The sequence below is a fragment of the Citrobacter sp. CK206 genome (assembly GCF_030333125.1).
In the GTDB taxonomy this organism is placed as follows: Bacteria; Pseudomonadota; Gammaproteobacteria; order Enterobacterales; family Enterobacteriaceae; genus Citrobacter_B; species Citrobacter_B koseri.
Window position 1 is genome coordinate 759,556 of record NZ_JAOWGM010000030.1, and the last position, 20,405, is coordinate 779,960.

Below are 20,405 nucleotides of genomic sequence, written 5' to 3' on the forward strand. Positions count from 1 at the left end.
ATCCCTGGAAAAAAGAGGAAAGCAATGGACGTCAGCCGCAGACAATTTTTTAAAATCTGCGCGGGCGGTATGGCGGGAACAACAGTCGCTGCTCTGGGTTTTGCACCCAAAATGGCACTGGCTCAAGCGCGAAATTATAAGCTGTTACGCGCTAAAGAGATCCGAAACACCTGCACATACTGTTCCGTAGGTTGCGGGCTATTAATGTATAGCCTGGGCGATGGAGCAAAAAACGCAAAAGAAGCAATTTATCACATCGAAGGGGACCCGGATCATCCGGTCAGCCGTGGCGCATTGTGTCCGAAGGGCGCAGGTTTGCTGGATTATGTACACAGTGAAAACCGCTTGCGTTACCCGGAGTATCGCGCGCCCGGTTCAGATAAATGGCAACGCATTAGCTGGGATGACGCGTTCACCCGCATCGCAAAGCTGATGAAAGCCGACCGTGACGCCAACTTTATTGAAAAGAACGAACAGGGCGTAACGGTAAACCGCTGGCTTTCCACGGGGATGCTTTGCGCCTCCGCCGCCAGTAACGAAACAGGCATGTTGACGCAGAAGTTCGCGCGTTCCCTCGGCATGCTGGCAGTAGACAACCAGGCACGCGTCTGACACGGACCAACGGTAGCAAGTCTTGCTCCAACATTTGGTCGCGGTGCGATGACCAACCACTGGGTTGATATCAAAAACGCCAACGTCGTTATGGTGATGGGCGGTAACGCCGCTGAAGCACATCCGGTGGGATTCCGCTGGGCGATAGAAGCGAAAAACAACAACGACGCCACGCTGATTGTCGTCGATCCACGTTTTACACGTACAGCCTCGGTCGCGGATATTTACGCGCCTATTCGTTCCGGTACGGACATTACCTTCCTGTCCGGCGTACTGCTGTATCTGATTGAAAACAATAAAATCAATGCCGAATACGTTAAGCATTACACCAACGCCAGCCTGCTGGTGCGGGACGATTTTGCTTTCGATGATGGTCTGTTTAGCGGCTACGACGCCAAAAAACGCCAGTATGACAAGTCATCCTGGAACTATCAGTTCGACGAAAACGGCTATGCAAAACGTGATGAGACGCTGAGCCATCCGCGCTGCGTATGGAATCTGCTGAAACAACACGTTTCCCGCTATACACCGGATGTTGTCGAAAACATCTGCGGTACGCCAAAGGCCGATTTCCTGAAAGTGTGTGAAGTGCTGGCCTCCACCAGCGCTGCCGATCGTACCACTACCTTCCTGTACGCGCTGGGCTGGACGCAACATACCGTTGGCGCGCAGAACATCCGTACGATGGCGATGATCCAGTTGCTGCTCGGCAACATGGGGATGGCAGGCGGTGGCGTCAACGCCTTACGCGGCCACTCTAACATCCAGGGGTTAACGGATTTAGGTCTGCTTTCCACCAGCCTGAGCGGTTATCTGACCCTGCCGTCTGAGAAGCAGGCGGATCTGCAAACCTATCTGAGCGCAAACACGCCGAAAGCCACGCTGGCTGACCAGGTGAACTACTGGGGCAACTATCCGAAGTTCTTCGTCAGTCTGATGAAATCATTCTACGGCGATGCGGCGCAGAAAGAGAATGACTGGGGCTTTGAATGGCTGCCGAAGTGGGATCAGGCCTACGACGTCATTAAATACTTCAACATGATGGATAGCGGTAAAGTGACCGGCTACATCTGTCAGGGCTTTAACCCGGTTGCGTCCTTCCCGGACAAAAACAAAGTGGTGCAGTCGCTGAGCAAGCTGAAGTACATGGTGGTCATTGACCCGCTGGTGACGGAAACCTCCACGTTCTGGCAGAACCACGGCGAGTCTAACGACGTCGATCCGGCGTCGATCCAGACTGAAGTCTTCCGTCTGCCGTCAACCTGTTTTGCCGAAGAAGATGGCTCTATCGCCAACTCTGGCCGCTGGTTGCAGTGGCACTGGAAAGGTCAGGATGCGCCGGGCGAAGCCCGCAACGACGGCCAAATTCTGGCCGGTATTTACCACCGTCTGCGCGAGATGTATCGCAGCGAAGGGGGTAAAGGCGTTGAACCGCTGCTGAAGATGAGCTGGGACTACAAACAGCCGGATCATCCTGAGTCTGAAGAGATTGCGAAAGAGAACAACGGCTACGCGCTGGAAGATCTCTATGACGCCAACGGCGTCCTGCTGGCGAAGAAAGGCCAGTTGCTGAGCAGTTTTGCCCAGTTACGCGATGACGGAACGACGTCGTCCTCCTGCTGGATTTATACCGGCAGCTGGACCGAACAGGGCAACCAGATGGCTAACCGTGACAACGCCGACCCGTCAGGTCTCGGCAATACGTTGGGTTGGGCATGGGCATGGCCGCTGAACCGCCGCGTACTGTATAACCGCGCCTCGGCAGATCCACAGGGTAAACCGTGGGACCCGAAACGGATGCTGATCCAGTGGAACGGATCGAAGTGGACGGGGAACGATATCCCGGACTTCAACACCGCCGCACCGGGTAGCGCAACCGGGCCGTTTATCATGCAGCCGGAAGGGCTGGGACGTCTGTTCGCTATCGATAAGCTGGCGGAAGGGCCGTTCCCGGAACACTACGAGCCGATGGAAACGCCGCTGGGCACCAACCCGCTGCACCCGAACGTGATCTCCAGCCCGGTCGTTCGTCTGTACGAAGAAGATGCGCAGCGTATGGGCAAGAAAGATCAGTTCCCGTATGTCGGTACAACCTATCGTCTGACCGAACATTTCCACACCTGGACCAAGCACGCACTGCTGAACGCGATTGCTCAGCCAGAGCAGTTTGTGGAAATCAGCGAAAACCTGGCGGCCTCGAAAGGGATTGCCAACGGCGACGCAGTGAAAGTCAGCAGCAAACGTGGATTCATCCGGGCGGTTGCCGTGGTGACCCGACGTCTGCAAACGCTGAACGTCAATGGTCAGCAGGTTGAAACCGTGGGTATTCCGCTGCACTGGGGCTTTGAAGGGGTTGCGCGGAAAGGCTATATCGCGAACACCCTGACGCCAAATGTCGGTGATTCCAACTCGCAAACGCCGGAATATAAAGCGTTTTTAGTTAACATCGAGAAGGCGTAAGGGAGGCGAACATATGTCTTTGGAAACGCAGGACATCATCAAACGGTCTGCAACAAACCCGATCACGCCGCCTCCCCAGGCGCGTGATTATAAAGCGGAAGTCGCAAAACTGATCGACGTCTCCTCCTGCGTAGGCTGTAAAGCCTGCCAGGTGGCTTGTTCCGAGTGGAATGACATTCGTGACGAGGTGGGTCATTGCGTCGGGGTGTATGACAACCCGGCCGATCTCAGCGCGAAATCCTGGACGGTGATGCGTTTTAGCGAAACCGAACAGAACGGCAAGCTGGAATGGCTGATTCGTAAAGACGGCTGTATGCACTGTGAAGATCCGGGCTGCCTGAAAGCATGCCCGTCTGCCGGCGCGATCATCCAGTACGCTAACGGGATTGTTGATTTCCAGTCCGAACATTGTATTGGCTGTGGCTACTGCATCGCCGGGTGTCCATTTAATGTTCCGCGCCTCAATAAAGAGGACAACCGCGTCTATAAATGTACGCTGTGTGTGGATCGCGTCAGTATCGGTCAGGAACCGGCTTGTGTGAAAACTTGCCCGACCGGGGCAATCCATTTCGGCACCAAGAAAGAGATGCTGGAGATGGGGGAGCAGCGCGTGGAGAAACTCAAAGCGCGCGGTTTCGAACATGCCGGTGTTTACAACCCACAAGGTGTGGGCGGTACGCACGTCATGTACGTTCTGCATCACGCGAACCAGCCGGAGCTGTATCACGGCTTACCGAAAGATCCACAGATCGATACCTCTATCAACTTGTGGAAAGGGGCGCTGAAACCTCTGGCTGCCGCCGGGTTTATCGCCACCTTCGCCGGGCTTATCTATCACTATATTGGTATTGGCCCGAACAAGGAAGTGGACGATGAAGAGGAGGACCATCATGAGTAAGTCGAAAATGATTGTGCGCACGAAATTTATCGATCGCGCCTGTCACTGGACGGTGGTGATTTGCTTCTTCCTGGTGTCGCTGTCGGGAATTGCGTTTTTCTTCCCGACGCTGCAATGGCTGACGCAAACCTTCGGGACGCCGCAGATGGGGCGTATTTTGCACCCGTTCTTCGGCGTAGCGATTTTTGTCGCACTGATGTTCATGTTTGTGCGCTTTGTACACCACAACATCCCGGACAAGAAAGATCTTCCGTGGCTGAAAAATATTGTGGAAGTTCTGAAGGGCAATGAACACAAAGTCGCCGATGTCGGTAAGTACAATGCCGGGCAGAAAATGATGTTCTGGTCGATCATGAGCATGATTTTCGTGCTGCTGGTGACGGGCGTGATTATCTGGCGTCCGTACTTTGCGCAGTTCTTCCCGATGCAGGTCGTGCGTTACAGCCTGCTGATCCATGCGGCGGCAGGCATCATCCTGATGCACGCCATCCTCATCCATATGTATATGGCATTCTGGGTGAAAGGATCGATTAAAGGGATGATCGAAGGTAAAGTGAGTCGCCGCTGGGCGAAGAAACACCACCCGCGCTGGTATCGCGACGTCGAGAAGGTCGAAGCGAAAAAGGAAAGCAAAGAGGGATTACAATAACCCGCTTTCAAAAGACAAAAGCGCTACGTCTGTAGCGCTTTTTTTTTGCCAACAGAATGCCGGATGGCGCTGCGCTTATCCGGCCGACAACCGTATAAAACACAGGCCCGGTAAGCGTAGCGCCACCGGGCAAACACTCAGATAGAGGTACGGCGGTAATCGCGGTATTCCGCTTGCCAGAAATTCTCGTCGATGGCTTGCTGTAGCGCTTCTGCGGACGTTTTTACCGCCACGCCCTGTTGCTGCGCCATTTTACCCACGGCAAAGGCAATCGCTCGCGACACGGTCTGAATATCTTTCAGCTCCGGCAATACCAGACCTTCGCCGTTGAGCACCAGCGGAGAGTATTTCGCCAGCGTTTCGCTTGCCGACATCAGCATTTCGTCGGTAATACGCGACGCGCCGGACGCAATCACGCCCAGGCCGATCCCCGGGAAGATGTAGGCGTTATTACATTGCGCAATAGGGTAAATTTTATCTTTCCAGGCCACCGGCGCGAAAGGACTGCCGGTCGCGACCAGCGCATTGCCTTCGGTCCAGGCGATGATGTCCTGAGGCGTGGCTTCAACGCGGGACGTCGGGTTAGACAGCGGCATCACGATCGGACGTGGGCAGTGCTTGTGCATCTCGCGAATGATCTCTTCAGTAAAGAGTCCGGTTTGCCCCGACACGCCGATCAGAATGTCCGGCTTCACGTTGCGCACGACATCAAGCAGGGAGAGCACTTCGCTTTCGCTGTCCCAGTGTTGCAGGTTCTCGCGTTTTTGCACCAGCTTCGTCTGGAATGAGAGCAGGTTAGGCATCTGGTCCGTCAACAGACCAAAGCGATCCACCATAAACACTTTCTGGCGAGCGGCTTCTTCGCTGAGCCCTTCGCGTTGGGTCTGCGCGATGATCTGTTCAGCGATCCCGCAACCGGCAGAACCTGCGCCAAGGAAGACGATTTTCTGCTCGCTCAACTGGCTGCCCGCCGCACGGCTGGCGGCAATCAGAGTACCGACGGTCACGGCTGCCGTTCCCTGAATATCATCGTTGAAAGAGCAGATTTCATCGCGATAGCGATTAAGCAGCGGCATCGCGTTTTTCTGCGCGAAATCTTCGAATTGCAGCAAGACGTCCGGCCAGCGCTGTTTCACCGCCTGAATAAACTCATCGACGAATTCATAGTATTCGTCATCGGTGATGCGCGGGTTACGCCAGCCCATATAGAGCGGATCGTTCAGCAACTGCTGATTGTTGGTGCCGACGTCCAGTACCACCGGCAGGGTATAGGCCGGGCTGATGCCGCCACAGGCGGTGTACAGCGACAGTTTACCGATTGGAATCCCCATTCCGCCAATGCCCTGGTCGCCAAGACCGAGGATGCGTTCCCCGTCCGTCACCACAATCACTTTGATATTGTGGTTAGGCACGTTTTGCAGGATATCGTCCATGTTGTGGCGGTTCTGATAAGAGATGAACACGCCGCGCGCGCGACGGTAGATCTCAGAGAAGCGCTCACAGGCGGCGCCCACCGTTGGGGTATAGATAACCGGCATCATCTCATCGAGATGGTTTTGCACCAGTCGGTAGAACAGGGTTTCGTTGGTATCCTGAATGTTGCGCAGATAGATATGTTTATCGATTTCCGTTTTGAATCCCTGATACTGGATCCAGGCGCGCTCCGCCTGTTCTTCAATCGATTCGACCACTTCCGGCAGTAACCCCAGCAGGTTGAAGTTACGGCGTTCTTCTATACTGAAAGCGCTTCCTTTATTCAGGAGAGGAAATTCCAGCAGCACAGGGCCAGCGTAAGGAATATAAAGGGAACGCTGTTTCTTGATTTTGGTTTCCATGTCACTCACTCTTTTTCGAATATCCGTTCCTGGTGCTGTTTTATGGGCGTACTTAGGTTTTCACCAGGGCGTCGGGCAAAGAGTATAAAGCATTGTGAATGAATCCAGGCTTTTGTAAGCAAAAACACCATTGCGGTTGCAATGGTGTTTATCGTCATATCAGAACAGGGCGCTTACTTTTGGCTGTCAGCGTGACGTTTTCTGCCAGTAGGGTTGTTGACCACGCTGACTTTGTCGCCTTCGGTCACGAGCTTGCGTTGGTTGGAAATTTTATGGTCCAGTCCAAGAATATGACGGGCCTGACGGTTCGATTTCATTTTAACTCCTCAATCCTGTTGCTAGTTTTAAGGACAAATTCGCAATTGCGAAAGAAACGTAACCCCTTAGGTTGCTGGTACAGCATAGCAGGTTTTCCCCGGAAGGCGACCGAACGCGTGTAACAGAGTTGGTCTATACTTTCTGTTTTGAGCCAACAGGAGAGCAAGAATGACAATCCATAAGAAAGGTCAGGCACACTGGGAAGGCGATATTAAAGGTGGAAAAGGTACGGTATCGACCGAAAGCGGCGTGTTGAATCAACAACCCTATGGCTTTAATACACGCTTTGAAGGCGTAAAAGGAACCAACCCGGAAGAGTTGATCGGCGCGGCCCACGCGGCCTGTTTCTCGATGGCGCTTTCGCTGATGCTGGGCGAAGCGGGTTTTACCCCATCGTCAATTGACACGACAGCCGATGTCTCACTGGATAAAGTCGACGCGGGTTTTGCGATCACGAAAATTGCGTTGCACAGTGAAGTGGCCGTACCCGGCATTGATGCGTCCACCTTTGACGGCATTATTCAGAAAGCGAAAGCCGGGTGCCCGGTTTCGCAGGTGCTGAAAGCAGAAATCACGCTGGATTATCAGTTGACGTCATAACGGCATCAATCTCGACGGCCCGGTGATTGAGCGTCGGGTCGGCTCCACAAAACATTCTGTAGGCCCGGTAAGCGACAGCGCCACCGGGCGATTGTCTGGCTCTTACTCCACCGCTCGCCAGCAGCGAACGTCGCTCTCCGATCCCCGCGTCAATAATGCCTGCGGTTTTTCACAGCCACGGGTTGCCAGCGGACAGCGATCGCGAAAATAACACCCTTGCGGCAGGTGGCGGTTCCCCGGTAATTCCGTTTTGCGCAACACCAGGTCTTCGGCCAGCGGCGCACCCGTTTTCGGCACGGAATCCAGCAACAGCCGGGTATAGGGATGCGCAGGCGTGGTCAACACCTGTTGCGCGTCGCCCAGTTCAACAATTTGCCCGAGATACATCACCGCCACCCGATCGCTCATGTACCGCACAACCGACACGTTGTGTGAAATCAGCACATACGTCAGTTTACGGCGCGTCTGTAGCGCAACCAGCAGATTCAGGATCTGCGCCTGCACGGAGATATCCAGCGCGGAAGTCGGTTCATCAAGCACGATAACGTCCGGCTCTGACGATAAGGCGCGGGCAATGGCGATGCGCTGGCGTTGTCCGCCGGAAAACGCATGGGGAAGCCTGTCGAGGTACTCAGGCCGGATGCCAACCTGTAAGGCCAGTTCCTCCGCCAGCGTCCGCCGTTCACGTTCGCTGTTATGCTTCTGGAGCCAGACGGGCTCGGTGATAATCCGCCAGACGGGTAATCGGGGGTCCAGCGAAGAGAGCGGGTCCTGAAAGACCATCTGCATCCCGCTGTTGGCGCCGGTGCGCGCAACGCCAGGCCGCGAGCACTCGCCGTGGCTGGGTTTTAACATTCCCATCAGCAGTTGCGCCAGCGTACTTTTCCCGCAGCCGGATTCCCCCACGATGCCAAGCGTTTCTCCCTGGCAAATCTGCAAATCCATACCGTTCAGGGCATGAACGCGCTCCGTCACCCGACCCAACCAGTTTTTACGGGCGGGGAAGGTGATATGGACATCCCGTAACGAGAGCAATATGTCAGACATGCGTCATCTCCTGTTGTGGATACCAGCAGGCGGATTGTTGTTCAGGTTCGCCATGATTCTCCAGCGCCGGGACGGCCTCGCACAGCGTCCCGGCGGCAAAACAGCGTTCGCGGAAGGCGCATCCGGTTGGCAGACAGGTCAGGTTAGGCACCGTCCCTGGAATCGCGGGCAGCGGCGCGCGAGGTTCGCCGTGTTCCGGCGCGCATTTCAACAAACCAATGGAATAGGGATGCGTGGGGCGGCGAATAACCGTCTGCGTGGGGCCGCTCTCAATCACGCTTCCGGCGTACATGACATACAGCCGATCGCACAACTGCGATACCACCGCCATATCATGACTGATAAACAGCACCGCAGTACCGCTGGCTCGCGCTTTTAGTTTCAGCAAACGCAGAACCTGTAGCTGCACCGTGACGTCCAGCGCGGTAGTGGGTTCGTCGGCAATAATCAGCTCCGGCTCGCAGGAGAATGCCAGCGCGATCATCACCCGCTGGCGCATCCCGCCGGAAAGCTCAAACGGAAATCGCGCCATAACCTGCGCCGCATCGGGAATTTGCATCTCTTCCAGCAGGGCGATGGCTTTCTCCCGCGCCGCCAGGCGGCTCACCGCCTGATGATGGCGAATGACTTCCACCATTTGTTGCCCAATGCGCCGGGTGGGATTCAGCGCCGTCATTGGCTCCTGGAAGATCATCGACACGCGCGCGCCGCGCCATTTACGCATCTGCTTTTCGCTGGCATTCAGCACATCCTCGCCCAGCAGCGATACGCGGCCCTGATGAATGTGATAGCTGCCTTCCGGCAGCAGCCGCATTGCCAGCATGGCGGTGACGGATTTACCTGACCCGGACTCGCCGACCACGCCGACGATTTCGCCCCGGTCGATACGCAACGATACGTGGTTAAGGGCGTGAACATCGGCTTTGTAACCCGGAAAGCTCAGGTGTAAATCCTCAATTTCCAGCACGGGTTGGGTCATGACTGTTTTCCTCCGGCTTTAGGGTCAAGCAGATCGCGAATACCATCGCCAAACAGGTTAAACCCGACAGCGGTAATCAGGATCGCCGCCCCAGGAAAGGCGCAATACCACCACTGGTCGAGGACATAGTTACGACCAATAGCCACCATTGCGCCCCATTCAGCGGAGGGCTGTTGTGCGCCAAGGCCAATAAAGCCCAGCGTGGCGGCCATCAGGATCGCACTGCCAATATCCAGCGACGCCTGCACGATAAGCGGCGGCAGCGAATTACGTAAGATATGCCAGCTGATAAGGTGCCAGCGAGAAGCGCCATACGTTCGGGCAGCCTGTACATAGGTAAACTGGCGCACGACCAGCGTTTGCCCTCGCGCCAGGCGCACATAAAAAGGAATACGGACAATGGCGATCGCCATCATGGCGTTAAACAGGCTCGGCCCCAGCGCGGCGGCCAGCGCCATCGTCAGCACCAGCGAAGGAATCGACAGCATAATATCCATCAGGCGCATAATAATGGCGTCGGCGCGCCCGCCCATGACGCCGGACAGACAGCCAAGCAAGGAGCCGATTCCACCGGCAATCCCTACGACGACCAGCCCGGCGACAATGGATTGCTGGCTGCCGACCAGTACGCGGCTGAACAGATCGCGTCCCACTTCGTCAGTGCCGAACCAGTGCGTCGCAGAGGGCGCAAGCAGGCGCGCGGTCAAATCGATGGCATTAGGATCGTAAGGCGTTATCCAGGGCGACAGCACCATCAGTAGCAACATCAGGATGATAATCACGCCGCCAGTCAGCGTCAGCGGGCTGCTTTTCATCAGCCAGAAGAGTTTTGCCCAGTCGATCCGGCGGCGGGCGGTCTGCGACGGGGCGGGCGTCTCTTGCGTTAACATCATTCAGCACCTCCGCGACCGATTCGGGGATCGATCCACAAATAGAGTAAATCGACGACCAGGTTTACCAGCACATAAGCCAAAGAGACCACTACGGCGAATCCCATCACCGCCGGAAAATCCAGCGCCTGAATAGAGGTGACCACCCAGGCCCCCATTCCCGGCCAGGCAAAGACCGTCTCGGTAAGCACGGCGCCATACAGCAAATCGCCCAGCGCCAGCCCCAGAACGGTAATCGACGGAATCAGGGCGTTAGGTAAGGCATAGCAGAGCACGATGTACCAGCCAGGCAGACCGCTGGCACGCGCGGTGCGAATGTAGTCCTCGCTGAGTTGCTCCAGCATGGCGGAACGAATCTGACGGGCGACAATTCCCAGGTGGACAAACGCCAGAGTCAGCGCCGGTAAAATAAGGTGTTGTAACGCGTTGAAAAAGACCTCGCCATTTCCCTCCAGCAGCGCGTCAATCAGGTAGAACCCGGTAACGTGGGCGGGCGGGTCCAGCCAGTCATCAAGCCTTCCGCCGCCGGGCAGAATTTGCAGATGTCCGTAAAACAGAACAATAACGCCCAGCCCCAGCCAGAACGCCGGGGTGGAGATGCCGGTTATCGCCATCAGCCGCACCAGATGGTCCAGCCAGCGGTTTCGCCATACGGCGGATAAAATCCCCAGCGGGATCCCGATCACCAACGCCAGCAGCAGGGAACAGAAGGCCAGTTCAAGCGTGGCGGGGAAAAACACGCGCAACTCTTCCATTACCGGGCGGCCAGTGCGTATAGACGTGCCCAGATCACCGTGAAAAACGTCGCTGACATAGCGAAAAAATTGCACATACAGCGGCTGATCCAGCCCCAGCTGCTGGCGAATGTTTTCGACAATCTCATCGCTGGCGCGATCGCCGGCCAGCAGTCGCGCAGGGTCGCCAGGAATCAGGTGAGAAATAATAAACGTAATTACGCAAACACCGGCGACCACCAGAATAAGTCCCCAGCATCGCTGGCGTAAAATGCTCCAGAACGTCATAGGCTTCCCCTTGCGGAGCCATAACGGCCCCGCATCAACGTGGCTTATTTACTCATGGCGCCAATATTAAAGACCTGTTCCAGCATGGGGTTGAAGACAAAGCCTTTGACCTCTTTGTTCATCGCCAGTTGGTAGTTTTTCTGGAAGAGATAGACGTAGGCGGCCTCATCAATCACGATGGTTTGCGCCTGCTGGTAATCCTTCGTTCTGGCCGCCTGATCGGTGGTGGTCAGCGCGCTGCGCAGAAGTTTATCGACCCCGGCGTTTTCATAAAACGAACGGTTACCCGGTAGGCCTTTCTTATCAGACTCAAACCAGTAGTTCATGAACATGTACGGGTCGGCGAAGTCCGGGCTCCAGTTGCCGATGGCAATGTCGTAATCACCTTTGCCGATCCGGTCGCGCATGGTGGCATTCGCCAGTTTTTCCAGCTTCACCTTAATGCCCAGCTTGCTGAGGCTGGCCTGCGTGGAAAGCGCAATCGGCTCCCAGTTTGGATCGTTATCAGAGTAGAGGAAGCTCAGGCTGTCGGGCTTGGTCGCGACTTGCTCCCAGGCGGCTTTAGCTTTCGCTTCATCAAAACTGTACTGCATCGCCTTCGCGTCATAGCCCCACATACCTTCAGGAATCGGGCCGCGCATCTGCTTGCCGTTACCGCTGAGGATACCCGTCACCATGCCCTGATAGTCCGTTGACCATGAAATGGCCCGGCGCAAATCCACCTGATTCAGCGGCGCTTTACTGTTGTTCAGATAGAGATAAGTCACGCGCAGCGAAGGGTAATCCGCCACGTTGACTTTCCCTTCCTGTTTTAACGCGTTGAGCTGGTCTACCGGGAGAGCATCGGCAATGTCGATGTCTCCCCGCGACAATTGCAGGCGGCGGGAAGCGCTCTCACCAATAATTTTTACCGACACGCGCTTAAAGGCAGGTTTGGCTCCCGCATAATGCGGATTCGGCACCAGAATCAGCTGCTGTCCTTTCTGCCAGCTTTTCAGCATAAACGGGCCGGAACCTGCGGTGTTCTGCGCCAGAAAACCGCGCGCATCATCTGCGGCATGTTCTTTCAGAACCGCCGGGTTAATAATGGAGGCGCCGTCATTCGCCAGCGTGTACAGGAAGGGCGCAAACGGCTGGCTCAGCGTAAATTTCACCGTATAGTCATCGACGGCTTCGACTTTCAAATCTTTTGGAAAGGCTTCTGCCGGGCCTTGCCCAATTTTCAGCAGACGCGCAAAAGATTGTTGCACCGCATCTGCCGTAACGGGCGAGCCATCAGCGAATCGGGCATCTTTATTAAGGGTAAACGTCCACTCTTTCTGATCGTCTGAGGCCTTCCAGTCGCTCGCCAGATCGCCTTCAACCTCCGTCGAACCTTTACCTCCCTCGGTTTTGTACTGCACAAGGCGTTGATAAGACGGGTAGGTCACCGTCCAGTCGTTGTTATCAATAGTGACGGCAGGATCAAGCGTTTGCGGATCGGCCGCTTTACCAATCACCAGCATATCTTTGGGTACAGCCGCCTGAGCGGCGGGCAGGGCAACAGCCAGTGCCACGGCAATCAGGGCGGGACGAAACAGCGAAGTTAAAGCGTATGTTGTCTTCATGACCGTGCTCCATCATTTACAGGGAGGGTTGTGTTGTTGTGCGTGATGCCGGGAAACAGGCAATGCAGTCGTCGAGCAAGGGGTAGCTGGCCGCGTCCGGCAATTCAAAATGCCACCATTCACTGGTGATGCCGACAAAACCACCGCCAAACATAATAGCGTTCAATAACAATCGATTACGTTGCGCTGCGGGTGGAACAGAAGGGTGATACGAGTGCGAGCGATCGTGCATTTCATCAAAACCGGCCCCCATATCAAGCACGTTGCCATGCTCATCCATCAGAGTGACGTCAATTGCCGTACCACGGCTATGGTTTGAACCGATGGCTACATCCACCACGTATTGCGGATCGGGACAGACATGCCACAGAACCGACTGCGCCTGCTGCGGACGATAGGCGTCGTATACCACCAGAGACAGCCCTGCCAGCTGCGCGATGCTGATACTTTTCGCCAGCGCGGTGACAGCATCCGTATGCAACAGGCAACGGGCCTCCCGGTAAATGGGCGCGCCGGTGAGGTTATCGGCGGTGGCGTATTTGAGATCGATATGCAGCGAGGGGAAAATCACTGACAGATCGACCAGTTCAGGGGTTTCTGACATAGCACGTTTCCTGTTTATTGTTCGAATTGACCAAACTCTTGTTGCAGCTGGCGATTGGTTCGCAGCCGTTCAGCAAGCGTATCGCCCAGTTGATCCACCACGCCTGACAGCAATAAGTTGAACAGGCAGCTCACGGGGGCGAGTGAATCCCAGAAGTGCCCGGTGTCGGTTTTTACCTGCAATAAGTCGATGGCGTAGTCTCTGGCCCACGGACACCAGACATCGGTGATTAACGCCAGCGGAATGCGCCGCTCGCTGGCAACGCGACAATACTGACGGGCAGCGGCGGAATAGGCGCGGGTATCCGTGATCACCACATATGGCCGTGCGAACCCGGAATTCAACGACTCAACCCAGCTCCCGGATAGCCCTTCGGAATAACTGACTTTGGGCCGCAGGTATTCCAGGTGGCTGAAAAAGGCGTTAGCAATGCCGCGCGTGGACTGAATCCCCAGAACATACACGGCCTCCGCATGCGCCAGTTGCTGAGCGATTCGCAAGAACGTTTCACTTTGCGCCAGCTGATAGACGTGGGTGATGGCATCAATTTCCAGCGACAGCGACTGACGCGCTCTGTCGGGCAGCCGCTGCTGCTGTTGCTGTTGCCAGGAGTCAAGGCGTTCATTCATCCCCCAGGGCTGATAGGGCACGGATGGCAGTTCCCGCAGGCTGGCCTTGGCGTCCTCAAGATTACGAAAACCAAGCTTCCGTAAATAACGTCCCACCGTGATGCCGCTGGTGCCTGTCGCTCTGGCGATACCGTCTGCCGTTTCAAACGGTATCTGCGCCGCGTGCGCTAACAGCCAGCCTGCAACGCGCTTTTCGCTGGGCGTATGCTGGCTAAAACTCTTCTCAATTCGGGCAAATAACTCAGGTTTTGATGTCATTACCGTCTCGCTGTTAGTGAGCTGTCAGAGAGCGTTCCGCTGTTACTGAATTAACAATGCAGGACGCATGCCAACCTGGAAACCACGGCATCGCCGTCTTTTTTGTTAAATTAAAGTGATATTTAATTAACGAATGATCAACATTCGTGCAGATTAGTTCACTTTTGGTGCAGCGATCGTCAGAGAGGGCATGAATGTGTCGAATCCGTCGCAGGGATCACATTGTGATGCCAGAAATTGCAGGGTCAAAAATGACAAGCGCCAGCGTGGATAGCAGAAAAATATAAAAGCGCGAAACACATTATTTATCGGCGGAAAGAACGGTGTATTATTTTTGTAGATTTAATAAATATTCATCAGGCAAGTAATCTGTTCATTTTACGCATTAAAATACAACGCGATATTAATTATTCTTTTATAACAGACAGGTTTGTAGCAACGTATGAAGGCAGGCGAAGCGTAAAACCCTCTGACTTATGAAGTGCGGCACAACCAGGAGAACACAAGGCCTGGCGCGTAAGTGATTAAAACAACGCATTAAAAATAATATTCAAAATAAACTTATCACGCTATTTAAATCATCTGAAAGTGCAGGATTTTGTTATTAGTGACAACGTCACATTTAAGAGCGTGTTAATATTTCTTAACGAACCATAAAACCGCATAAAGATATAAATTTGTGTGCCGATACTGAATAAAAGAGAGTCGTTTACATAAGGGGTTTGTATGGTCTGGTATCCATCACGTATTTCCACCCGTCTGACGATTGGGGGGATTGCGCTGCTTGCAGTGACCACGCTGGTTATTGTTGCCATTATGCTCTGGCGCGGTCAGCCGCGCGTTGTTGAGATCAACTCCGCCCTGATAGAGGAGACAGGGCAAGGACTGACTCGCCAGTTAGGTACTGTTTTATCGCGTATTGAAGGTGAAACGGTTAGCCTGTCGCGCCTTGCCGAAGTGCTGCCAAACGACGAATCGCTATACCAGCATGTCGTTCCGCATCTTATTGGCGAACAGAATGATTCCATCATTACCGGCGGCGGCATCTGGCCGGAGCCGGATGCCTTTACGCCCGGCATTGAGCGACGCAGTTTCTTCTGGGCGCGTGATGCAGAAGGGAAATTGATCTTTTCCGACGACTACAACGTTGCCGGAGGAAGCGGTTATCATAACGAAAGCTGGTATCTCCAGGCGAAAGGGCACTCACAGAACAATTGCGTCTGGTCTGATGTTTACCAGGATACGATTTCCGGGGTTAACATGGTGACCTGTAGCATTCCTTATCAACTGGCAGGGAAATTTGCCGGCGTCGCCACAACCGATATCCGACTGGATAACGTCGCCACCTTTATGCAACAGCAGGGGAACAGCACAGGCGGTTACGCCTTTGTGGTGGATAAACAGGGGCAAATCCTCTATTTCCCGCAGGCCGATCACGCGCAGTTTAAAACGTTTACTGACCTGGTCAAAGCCTCTGACTGGCTCGCCCCGGTAGCCGGATCGCTGAAAACGCTGAATGCCTCGGCCGATGTCGCCACCATTCCCCTTGCACACGACGGCATACTGGACGGGCCTTCCCGGGTGATGCTTTTCCCGATGGCGGATACCGGGTGGATCGTTGGGCTGGTGACGCCTGAAGAACGCGTTGTCGGACTGGCAAAAGTGATGATGAAGGATGTACTGGAAGTGCTAATTCCGATCATGGCCATTCTGCTGGTGGGTTCCTGGCTGGTGGTGCGCCGTCTTATCTCTCGTCTGGACGATACGCGTCGCGCGCTGGATGATATCGCCCAGGGCGAAGGCGACCTGACTCGCCGCCTGGACGTCCGGGGTAAAGATGAGATTTCCGATATTGCTCAGGCCTTTAACCTCTTTGTGGACAAAATATCCGCGATCCTGATTACCGTTCGCAGCAGTAGCGTGGTGGTTGCGAATAACGCCGTCAGTCTGGCTGACAGTAATATGGAGTTATCCTCCCGCGTAACGCAGCAGGCTGCCGCGCTGGAGGAAAGCGCGTCGGCGATGGAGCAATTAAATGCGACCGTTCATCAAAATACCGGGAATACACAGTTAGCCGATGAGCTTTCCGAAAACACGGCGCAAACGGCTAACCGCTGTGGCGATGTCATGCAGGGCGTGATTTCCACGATGGATAACGTCAGCGCGTCGTCCGGCCGGATGGTGGAAATTGTCGCCGTTATCGACAGCATCGCGTTTCAGACCAACATTCTCGCGCTGAATGCGGCGGTGGAAGCCGCACGAGCGGGTGATGCCGGTCGCGGATTTGCCGTCGTCGCCTCTGAAGTGCGCACGCTGGCACAGCGCAGCGCCACCGCCGCACAGGAGATCAAAGCGTTAATCGATGAATCGGTCTCACACGTAGACAGTAGCAGTCAGCAGATCCATAACGCCGGGGATCGTCTTGGTGAGTTGGTCGGCAACGTGCGTCAGGTCAGACAATTGATGGGTGAAATTCGCGTGGCGGGTGAAGAACAGCGTAAAGGTGTCTCTGAGGTTACGCTGGCAGTAACCGAAATGGACAGTACGGTTCAGCAGAACGCGTCGCTGATTGATGATGCCGCTGCGCGAACCCAGGTCCTGAAAGAAGAGGCTGAACAACTGGCGCTGCTGGTCTCTTCATTCAGATTGCCTGAACCCACCGCGGCATAATTTTTCTCTCTCCCTCACAGAACGTCTGCAAATTGCAGACGTTCTGCTTGCGTCAGTCAGATAACTAAATCCATTATTTAGTGTTTTATCTCCATGAATAGGCAATAACTCCATTATATAGTGGTTTATGCTTTTTGCCTTCGTTGCACATTAACTCTATAATATTGTGTATTACGTCAGAAATATTGCGATAAGGGACACTATGATGGATTTAACCCTTAGTTCTCCAGCCGAGATTGTTACGCTGCTGTGCGACCGGTTACGCAAAGAACGCCTGGCAAAACAGATGACTCAGGCTGACGTGGCCGCCCGGGCGGGAGTTGGCGTCAATACGGTTTCAAACCTTGAAGCAGGCAAAAATGTGGGCTTCGAGAATCTGGTCAGAGTGGCGGTGGTATTAGGTTATGGCGACGCGTTGAAAGCGCTGTTCAAGCCCAAAATTGATAGCCTGGATGATATCTTACGTTATGAGAAGAGCGCGACGCGTCAGCGGGTGAAGAGGAAAAATAGCGATGCCTGAGCAGATAGACGTCTTCTATGAAGGATGGGGGGAACGATGGCTCTGGGGCAAGCTGGTCTCATCAACGGCATTGACCGGTCGGCCAGTCATCGCCTTTGAATACAGTGACGAGGCCGTTCGCAAAGGTTTTGAGCTATCCCGCTTAACATTACCGCTTGAGGGGCCGCGATTACGCAGGGACTTTCCGGCTCATCAATTACATCTTCCGGGGCCGGTTTACGACGCTCTGCCTGATGGCTGGGGAATGCTGCTGATGGATCGCTTATTCAAACGCAGAGGACTCAATGCCGCCCGAATTGGCCCCCTGGAGCGGCTTACCTGGGTGGGCGGCAACGCAATGGGGGCAATGACATTCCAGCCGGTACAGGCTGAGGCCGAACTTACCTCGCAAGAAGAGATCCCTCTGGTGCAGCTGGCCGCAGAGGTGCAGGAGGTTCTGAGCGGAGAAGGCGGGGAGTTCCTGCAAAAATTATTGCAAATGGGCGGTTCACCACAGGGGGCACGGCCAAAAGCATTACTCTACCGTGACACTGTCACGTCAAAATTCACAACCTCGCCGTTAGCAGGCGCGGAAAGCTGGCTGGTCAAATTCCCGGCCAGACAGGAACATGCCGAGGTCTGCGCCATCGAAGCCGTCTATTCAGCGTGTCTGCGCAAATGCGGCATCCAGACGCCTGACGTTACGTATTTCGCCTTGCCGGAAGGGCAAGCGGCATTCGCCACCCGCCGTTTTGATCGTGAACAAGGGATGCGCGTGCCCATGCAAAGTCTGGCCGCCTTCACTGGCGCGAATTACCAGACGCCTGGTTCGCTCGACTACCGAAGTTTTTTACGTGCGACGCAAATATGCACCAACGATATTCGGGAAAAAGCGCTTGCCTTCGAACGAGTGGTCTTTAATGTCGCGTTCAACAACCGGGACGATCATCCTAAGAACTTCGCTTATCTGATGTCCGCAGATGGGCAATGGACCCTGGCGCCCGCCTATGATGTGACCTATTGCGATGGTCCTGGCGGCTATCATCAGATGGATGTGATGGGTGAAGCTCTGGATATTGAAAGAAAGCATCTTCAGGCGCTGGGTGAACAGGAAGCCGAATTGCCAGCCCCCAGAGTCGCGGAGATCATCGCGACTATTTGCGACGTTGCGGCGACGTTCAGCGCAATTGCTACCGACCTCTACCCGGGGCAAATCACGGGCGACACGCTGAACTATATCCAAAAGCAAATTGATGGGAATATCAGCCGCCTGAAGGGATGACGGCTGAGTCAGTCTCACGGAACAAGAGGGCGTGGGGAGGTTAGCTTCCCCACCGGCTTTTCAGATAGTTCACCGCTTGCTGGGTTTGCGGTCGATCAAGATAGCTTTCTCTGAACAGGATTGTGCCTTTGATTTGTGAGACGGATTCATTCAGATCCAGTTGCTTCTTAAGCTCCGGGACGCCGCCATTAATCATCCAGTCCGGCTCATTCTTTGACGGTTCGCCGACTTTATACAACGCCACGCCAATATAGAGATGGGTATTCGTGGGTTTCACCACATCCGCCCACCATTTCGCCAGCACATCATAACGGGCCGCGTCACGCGCAAAGGGCCAGTAGAGCTGCGGCGCAATGTAATCCAGTAATCCCAGTTGCACCCAGCGGCGAGTATCGGCATAGGATTCATCATACGCCGCCGCGCCCCTCGTATCCGAACCTGCCGGATCATGCGAGCGGTTACGCCATACGCCTGCGGGGCTGACGCCAAATTCAACATCCGGTTTCAGGTTTTTGACCGTGCGGGACACCTGCTCAATCAGCAGTTGCGTATTGTGTCGCCGCCAGTCCGCTTTTGAGGCAAACGCCTGACCATATCGGGCAAAGGTGGAATTGTCGTTAAGCGTGGAGCCTGGCGTTTCGGTATAGAAATAGTCATCAAACTGTACGCCATCGATGGGATAACGTGTGACCACTTCCGCCACGATACTGGTGATCCAGTCCCGGACGTCAGGAATGCCGGGATCAAGAACAAAACGGTCTCCAGAGATGCGCACCCAGTCGCGATGCAGCACAAACACGCTCGCCGGATTTGACGTCACCGTCGCGTTTAACTGCGCCACCGTTGCCGGTTTGGTGTTTACTGATACGCGGTAGGGGTTAAACCAGGCGTGTACTTTCATTCCCCGCTTATGCGCTTCATCAAGCATAAACTGTAGCGGATCGTAGCCCGGATCTTCACCAATCTTTCCGGTCAGCATATCTGACCACGGTAAAATTTTTGACGGCCAGAGCGCCGTTCCATCCGGCTTGACCTGGAAAAACACGGTATTGATTCCCAGACTTTTTAGTTTATCCAGCTTTTCGATCAACGCGTTCTGTTGTTGACGCACCCGAACCGCCGCATTACTCGTATTCACGGAACTGACCGGAGGCCAGTCAAGGCGCGAAACGGTTGCCAGCCAGATACCACGAACCGGCTGCTGATTTTTCTGGGATGGGGCTGGCGTCGCGGAAGAAGGGGGCGTAACCAGCGAAACGGGAGGTTTTGAGGCGCAACTGGCAAGTAAAAACGCGGTGGCGACAAGCGTAGCCCGTTTTTTTACTTTGCTGACAAGACGAGCGTGACGAGAGCTGATGATCATATTTGCCAATTTTCCGTTTGGTTAATCCAAAAAATCTTACACGAGATCTGGCTAATTACAGAGTTCATTGCTACGTTTTTTACAGGAGATGGCATTCCTCCTCATAACCGCCCTCTGGCTGATGATGCCTGCACATTCTGGACGTTGCCCCGCGTGGACAAGTCAACGTGTATTGTGTAGGAG

The 20,405-nt window shown here is 54.6% G+C and carries 17 protein-coding genes and 1 riboswitch; of the genes, 7 read left to right on the plus strand and 10 right to left on the minus strand.

Features of this window, described 5'->3' with window-relative positions; genetic code table 11:
* The first annotated feature begins 24 nt into the window (after positions 1-24).
* The 3 genes from fdnG to fdnI are packed head-to-tail and all read left to right on the plus strand — an operon-like array spanning position 25 to position 4,619.
* The gene (gene fdnG / locus OGX81_RS20770; RefSeq protein ID WP_158661219.1) at positions 25-3,072 is read left to right on the plus strand and encodes a formate dehydrogenase-N subunit alpha; all 3,048 of its coding nucleotides are present in this window, start codon (positions 25-27) and stop codon (positions 3,070-3,072) included.
* Positions 3,073-3,085: 13 nt separating this feature from the next.
* Positions 3,086-3,970 (plus strand): formate dehydrogenase subunit beta, encoded by an 885-nt coding sequence (gene fdxH / locus OGX81_RS20775; protein WP_012132387.1) that lies wholly within the window; start codon positions 3,086-3,088, stop codon positions 3,968-3,970.
* The gene (gene fdnI, locus OGX81_RS20780) at positions 3,963-4,619 is read left to right on the plus strand and encodes a formate dehydrogenase-N subunit gamma (RefSeq protein ID WP_012132388.1); all 657 of its coding nucleotides are present in this window, start codon (positions 3,963-3,965) and stop codon (positions 4,617-4,619) included. The genes fdxH and fdnI overlap by 8 nt, the downstream gene beginning before the upstream one ends.
* 137 nt (positions 4,620-4,756) lie before the next feature.
* Here the strand turns inward: fdnI and maeA are convergent, their stop codons facing one another.
* Together maeA and sra are read right to left on the minus strand one after the other, a co-directional pair.
* Positions 4,757-6,454, minus strand: a complete 1,698-nt coding sequence (gene maeA, locus OGX81_RS20785; RefSeq protein WP_012132390.1) for a malate dehydrogenase — start codon at positions 6,452-6,454, stop codon at positions 4,757-4,759.
* A gap of 173 nt (positions 6,455-6,627) precedes the next feature.
* On the minus strand, positions 6,628-6,771 hold the full coding sequence (sra, locus tag OGX81_RS20790) for a stationary-phase-induced ribosome-associated protein (RefSeq protein ID WP_024130331.1): 144 nt from the start codon (positions 6,769-6,771) through the stop codon (positions 6,628-6,630).
* Between the two features lie 169 nt (positions 6,772-6,940).
* Between sra and osmC the strand changes: the two genes are divergently transcribed.
* Positions 6,941-7,372, plus strand: coding sequence for a peroxiredoxin OsmC (gene osmC, locus OGX81_RS20795; RefSeq protein ID WP_012132392.1), 432 nt, complete (start codon positions 6,941-6,943; stop codon positions 7,370-7,372).
* 102 nt (positions 7,373-7,474) lie between these two features.
* Here the strand turns inward: osmC and OGX81_RS20800 are convergent, their stop codons facing one another.
* Genes OGX81_RS20800 through OGX81_RS20830 form a run of 7 tightly spaced genes read right to left on the minus strand, consistent with a single transcriptional unit; the run spans position 7,475 to position 14,408 of the window.
* Positions 7,475-8,419, minus strand: a complete 945-nt coding sequence (locus OGX81_RS20800; protein WP_104868664.1) for an oligopeptide/dipeptide ABC transporter ATP-binding protein — start codon at positions 8,417-8,419, stop codon at positions 7,475-7,477.
* Positions 8,412-9,398: an ABC transporter ATP-binding protein gene (locus OGX81_RS20805; RefSeq protein WP_104868665.1), complete on the minus strand. Its 987-nt coding sequence runs from the start codon at positions 9,396-9,398 to the stop codon at positions 8,412-8,414. The genes OGX81_RS20800 and OGX81_RS20805 overlap by 8 nt, the downstream gene beginning before the upstream one ends.
* Positions 9,395-10,291, minus strand: coding sequence for a D,D-dipeptide ABC transporter permease (gene ddpC, locus OGX81_RS20810; RefSeq protein ID WP_012132395.1), 897 nt, complete (start codon positions 10,289-10,291; stop codon positions 9,395-9,397). Before ddpC ends, OGX81_RS20805 begins: the two co-directional genes overlap by 4 nt.
* Entirely contained in the window at positions 10,288-11,310 is a 1,023-nt protein-coding gene (locus tag OGX81_RS20815; RefSeq protein ID WP_012132396.1) for an ABC transporter permease, read from the minus strand. Before OGX81_RS20815 ends, ddpC begins: the two co-directional genes overlap by 4 nt.
* Positions 11,311-11,354: 44 nt before the next feature.
* Positions 11,355-12,917, minus strand: coding sequence for an ABC transporter substrate-binding protein (locus tag OGX81_RS20820; protein WP_104868666.1), 1,563 nt, complete (start codon positions 12,915-12,917; stop codon positions 11,355-11,357).
* 16 nt (positions 12,918-12,933) lie between these two features.
* A complete protein-coding gene (ddpX, locus tag OGX81_RS20825) occupies positions 12,934-13,521 on the minus strand; it encodes a D-alanyl-D-alanine dipeptidase (protein ID WP_012132398.1) in 588 nt (195 codons plus the stop codon).
* 14 nt (positions 13,522-13,535) lie between these two features.
* Positions 13,536-14,408 (minus strand): MurR/RpiR family transcriptional regulator, encoded by an 873-nt coding sequence (locus OGX81_RS20830; protein ID WP_104868667.1) that lies wholly within the window; start codon positions 14,406-14,408, stop codon positions 13,536-13,538.
* A gap of 726 nt (positions 14,409-15,134) precedes the next feature.
* On the opposite strand from OGX81_RS20830, the gene OGX81_RS20835 reads away from it, so the two are divergent.
* The 3 genes from OGX81_RS20835 (at position 15,135) to OGX81_RS20845 (ending at position 18,859) form a co-directional block, all read left to right on the plus strand.
* Positions 15,135-17,078 (plus strand): methyl-accepting chemotaxis protein, encoded by a 1,944-nt coding sequence (locus OGX81_RS20835; RefSeq protein ID WP_104868668.1) that lies wholly within the window; start codon positions 15,135-15,137, stop codon positions 17,076-17,078.
* Positions 17,079-17,283: 205 nt separating this feature from the next.
* Positions 17,284-17,598 (plus strand): helix-turn-helix domain-containing protein, encoded by a 315-nt coding sequence (locus tag OGX81_RS20840; protein ID WP_047463672.1) that lies wholly within the window; start codon positions 17,284-17,286, stop codon positions 17,596-17,598.
* Entirely contained in the window at positions 17,591-18,859 is a 1,269-nt protein-coding gene (locus tag OGX81_RS20845; RefSeq protein WP_104868669.1) for a type II toxin-antitoxin system HipA family toxin, read from the plus strand. Before OGX81_RS20840 ends, OGX81_RS20845 begins: the two co-directional genes overlap by 8 nt.
* A gap of 40 nt (positions 18,860-18,899) precedes the next feature.
* Here OGX81_RS20845 and OGX81_RS20850 read toward each other — a convergent pair whose 3' ends face one another.
* A complete protein-coding gene (locus OGX81_RS20850) occupies positions 18,900-20,222 on the minus strand; it encodes a glycoside hydrolase family 10-like protein (RefSeq protein WP_049011696.1) in 1,323 nt (440 codons plus the stop codon).
* A gap of 75 nt (positions 20,223-20,297) precedes the next feature.
* Positions 20,298-20,360, plus strand: a riboswitch (Fluoride riboswitch).
* The last annotated feature ends 45 nt before the right edge of the window (positions 20,361-20,405 follow it).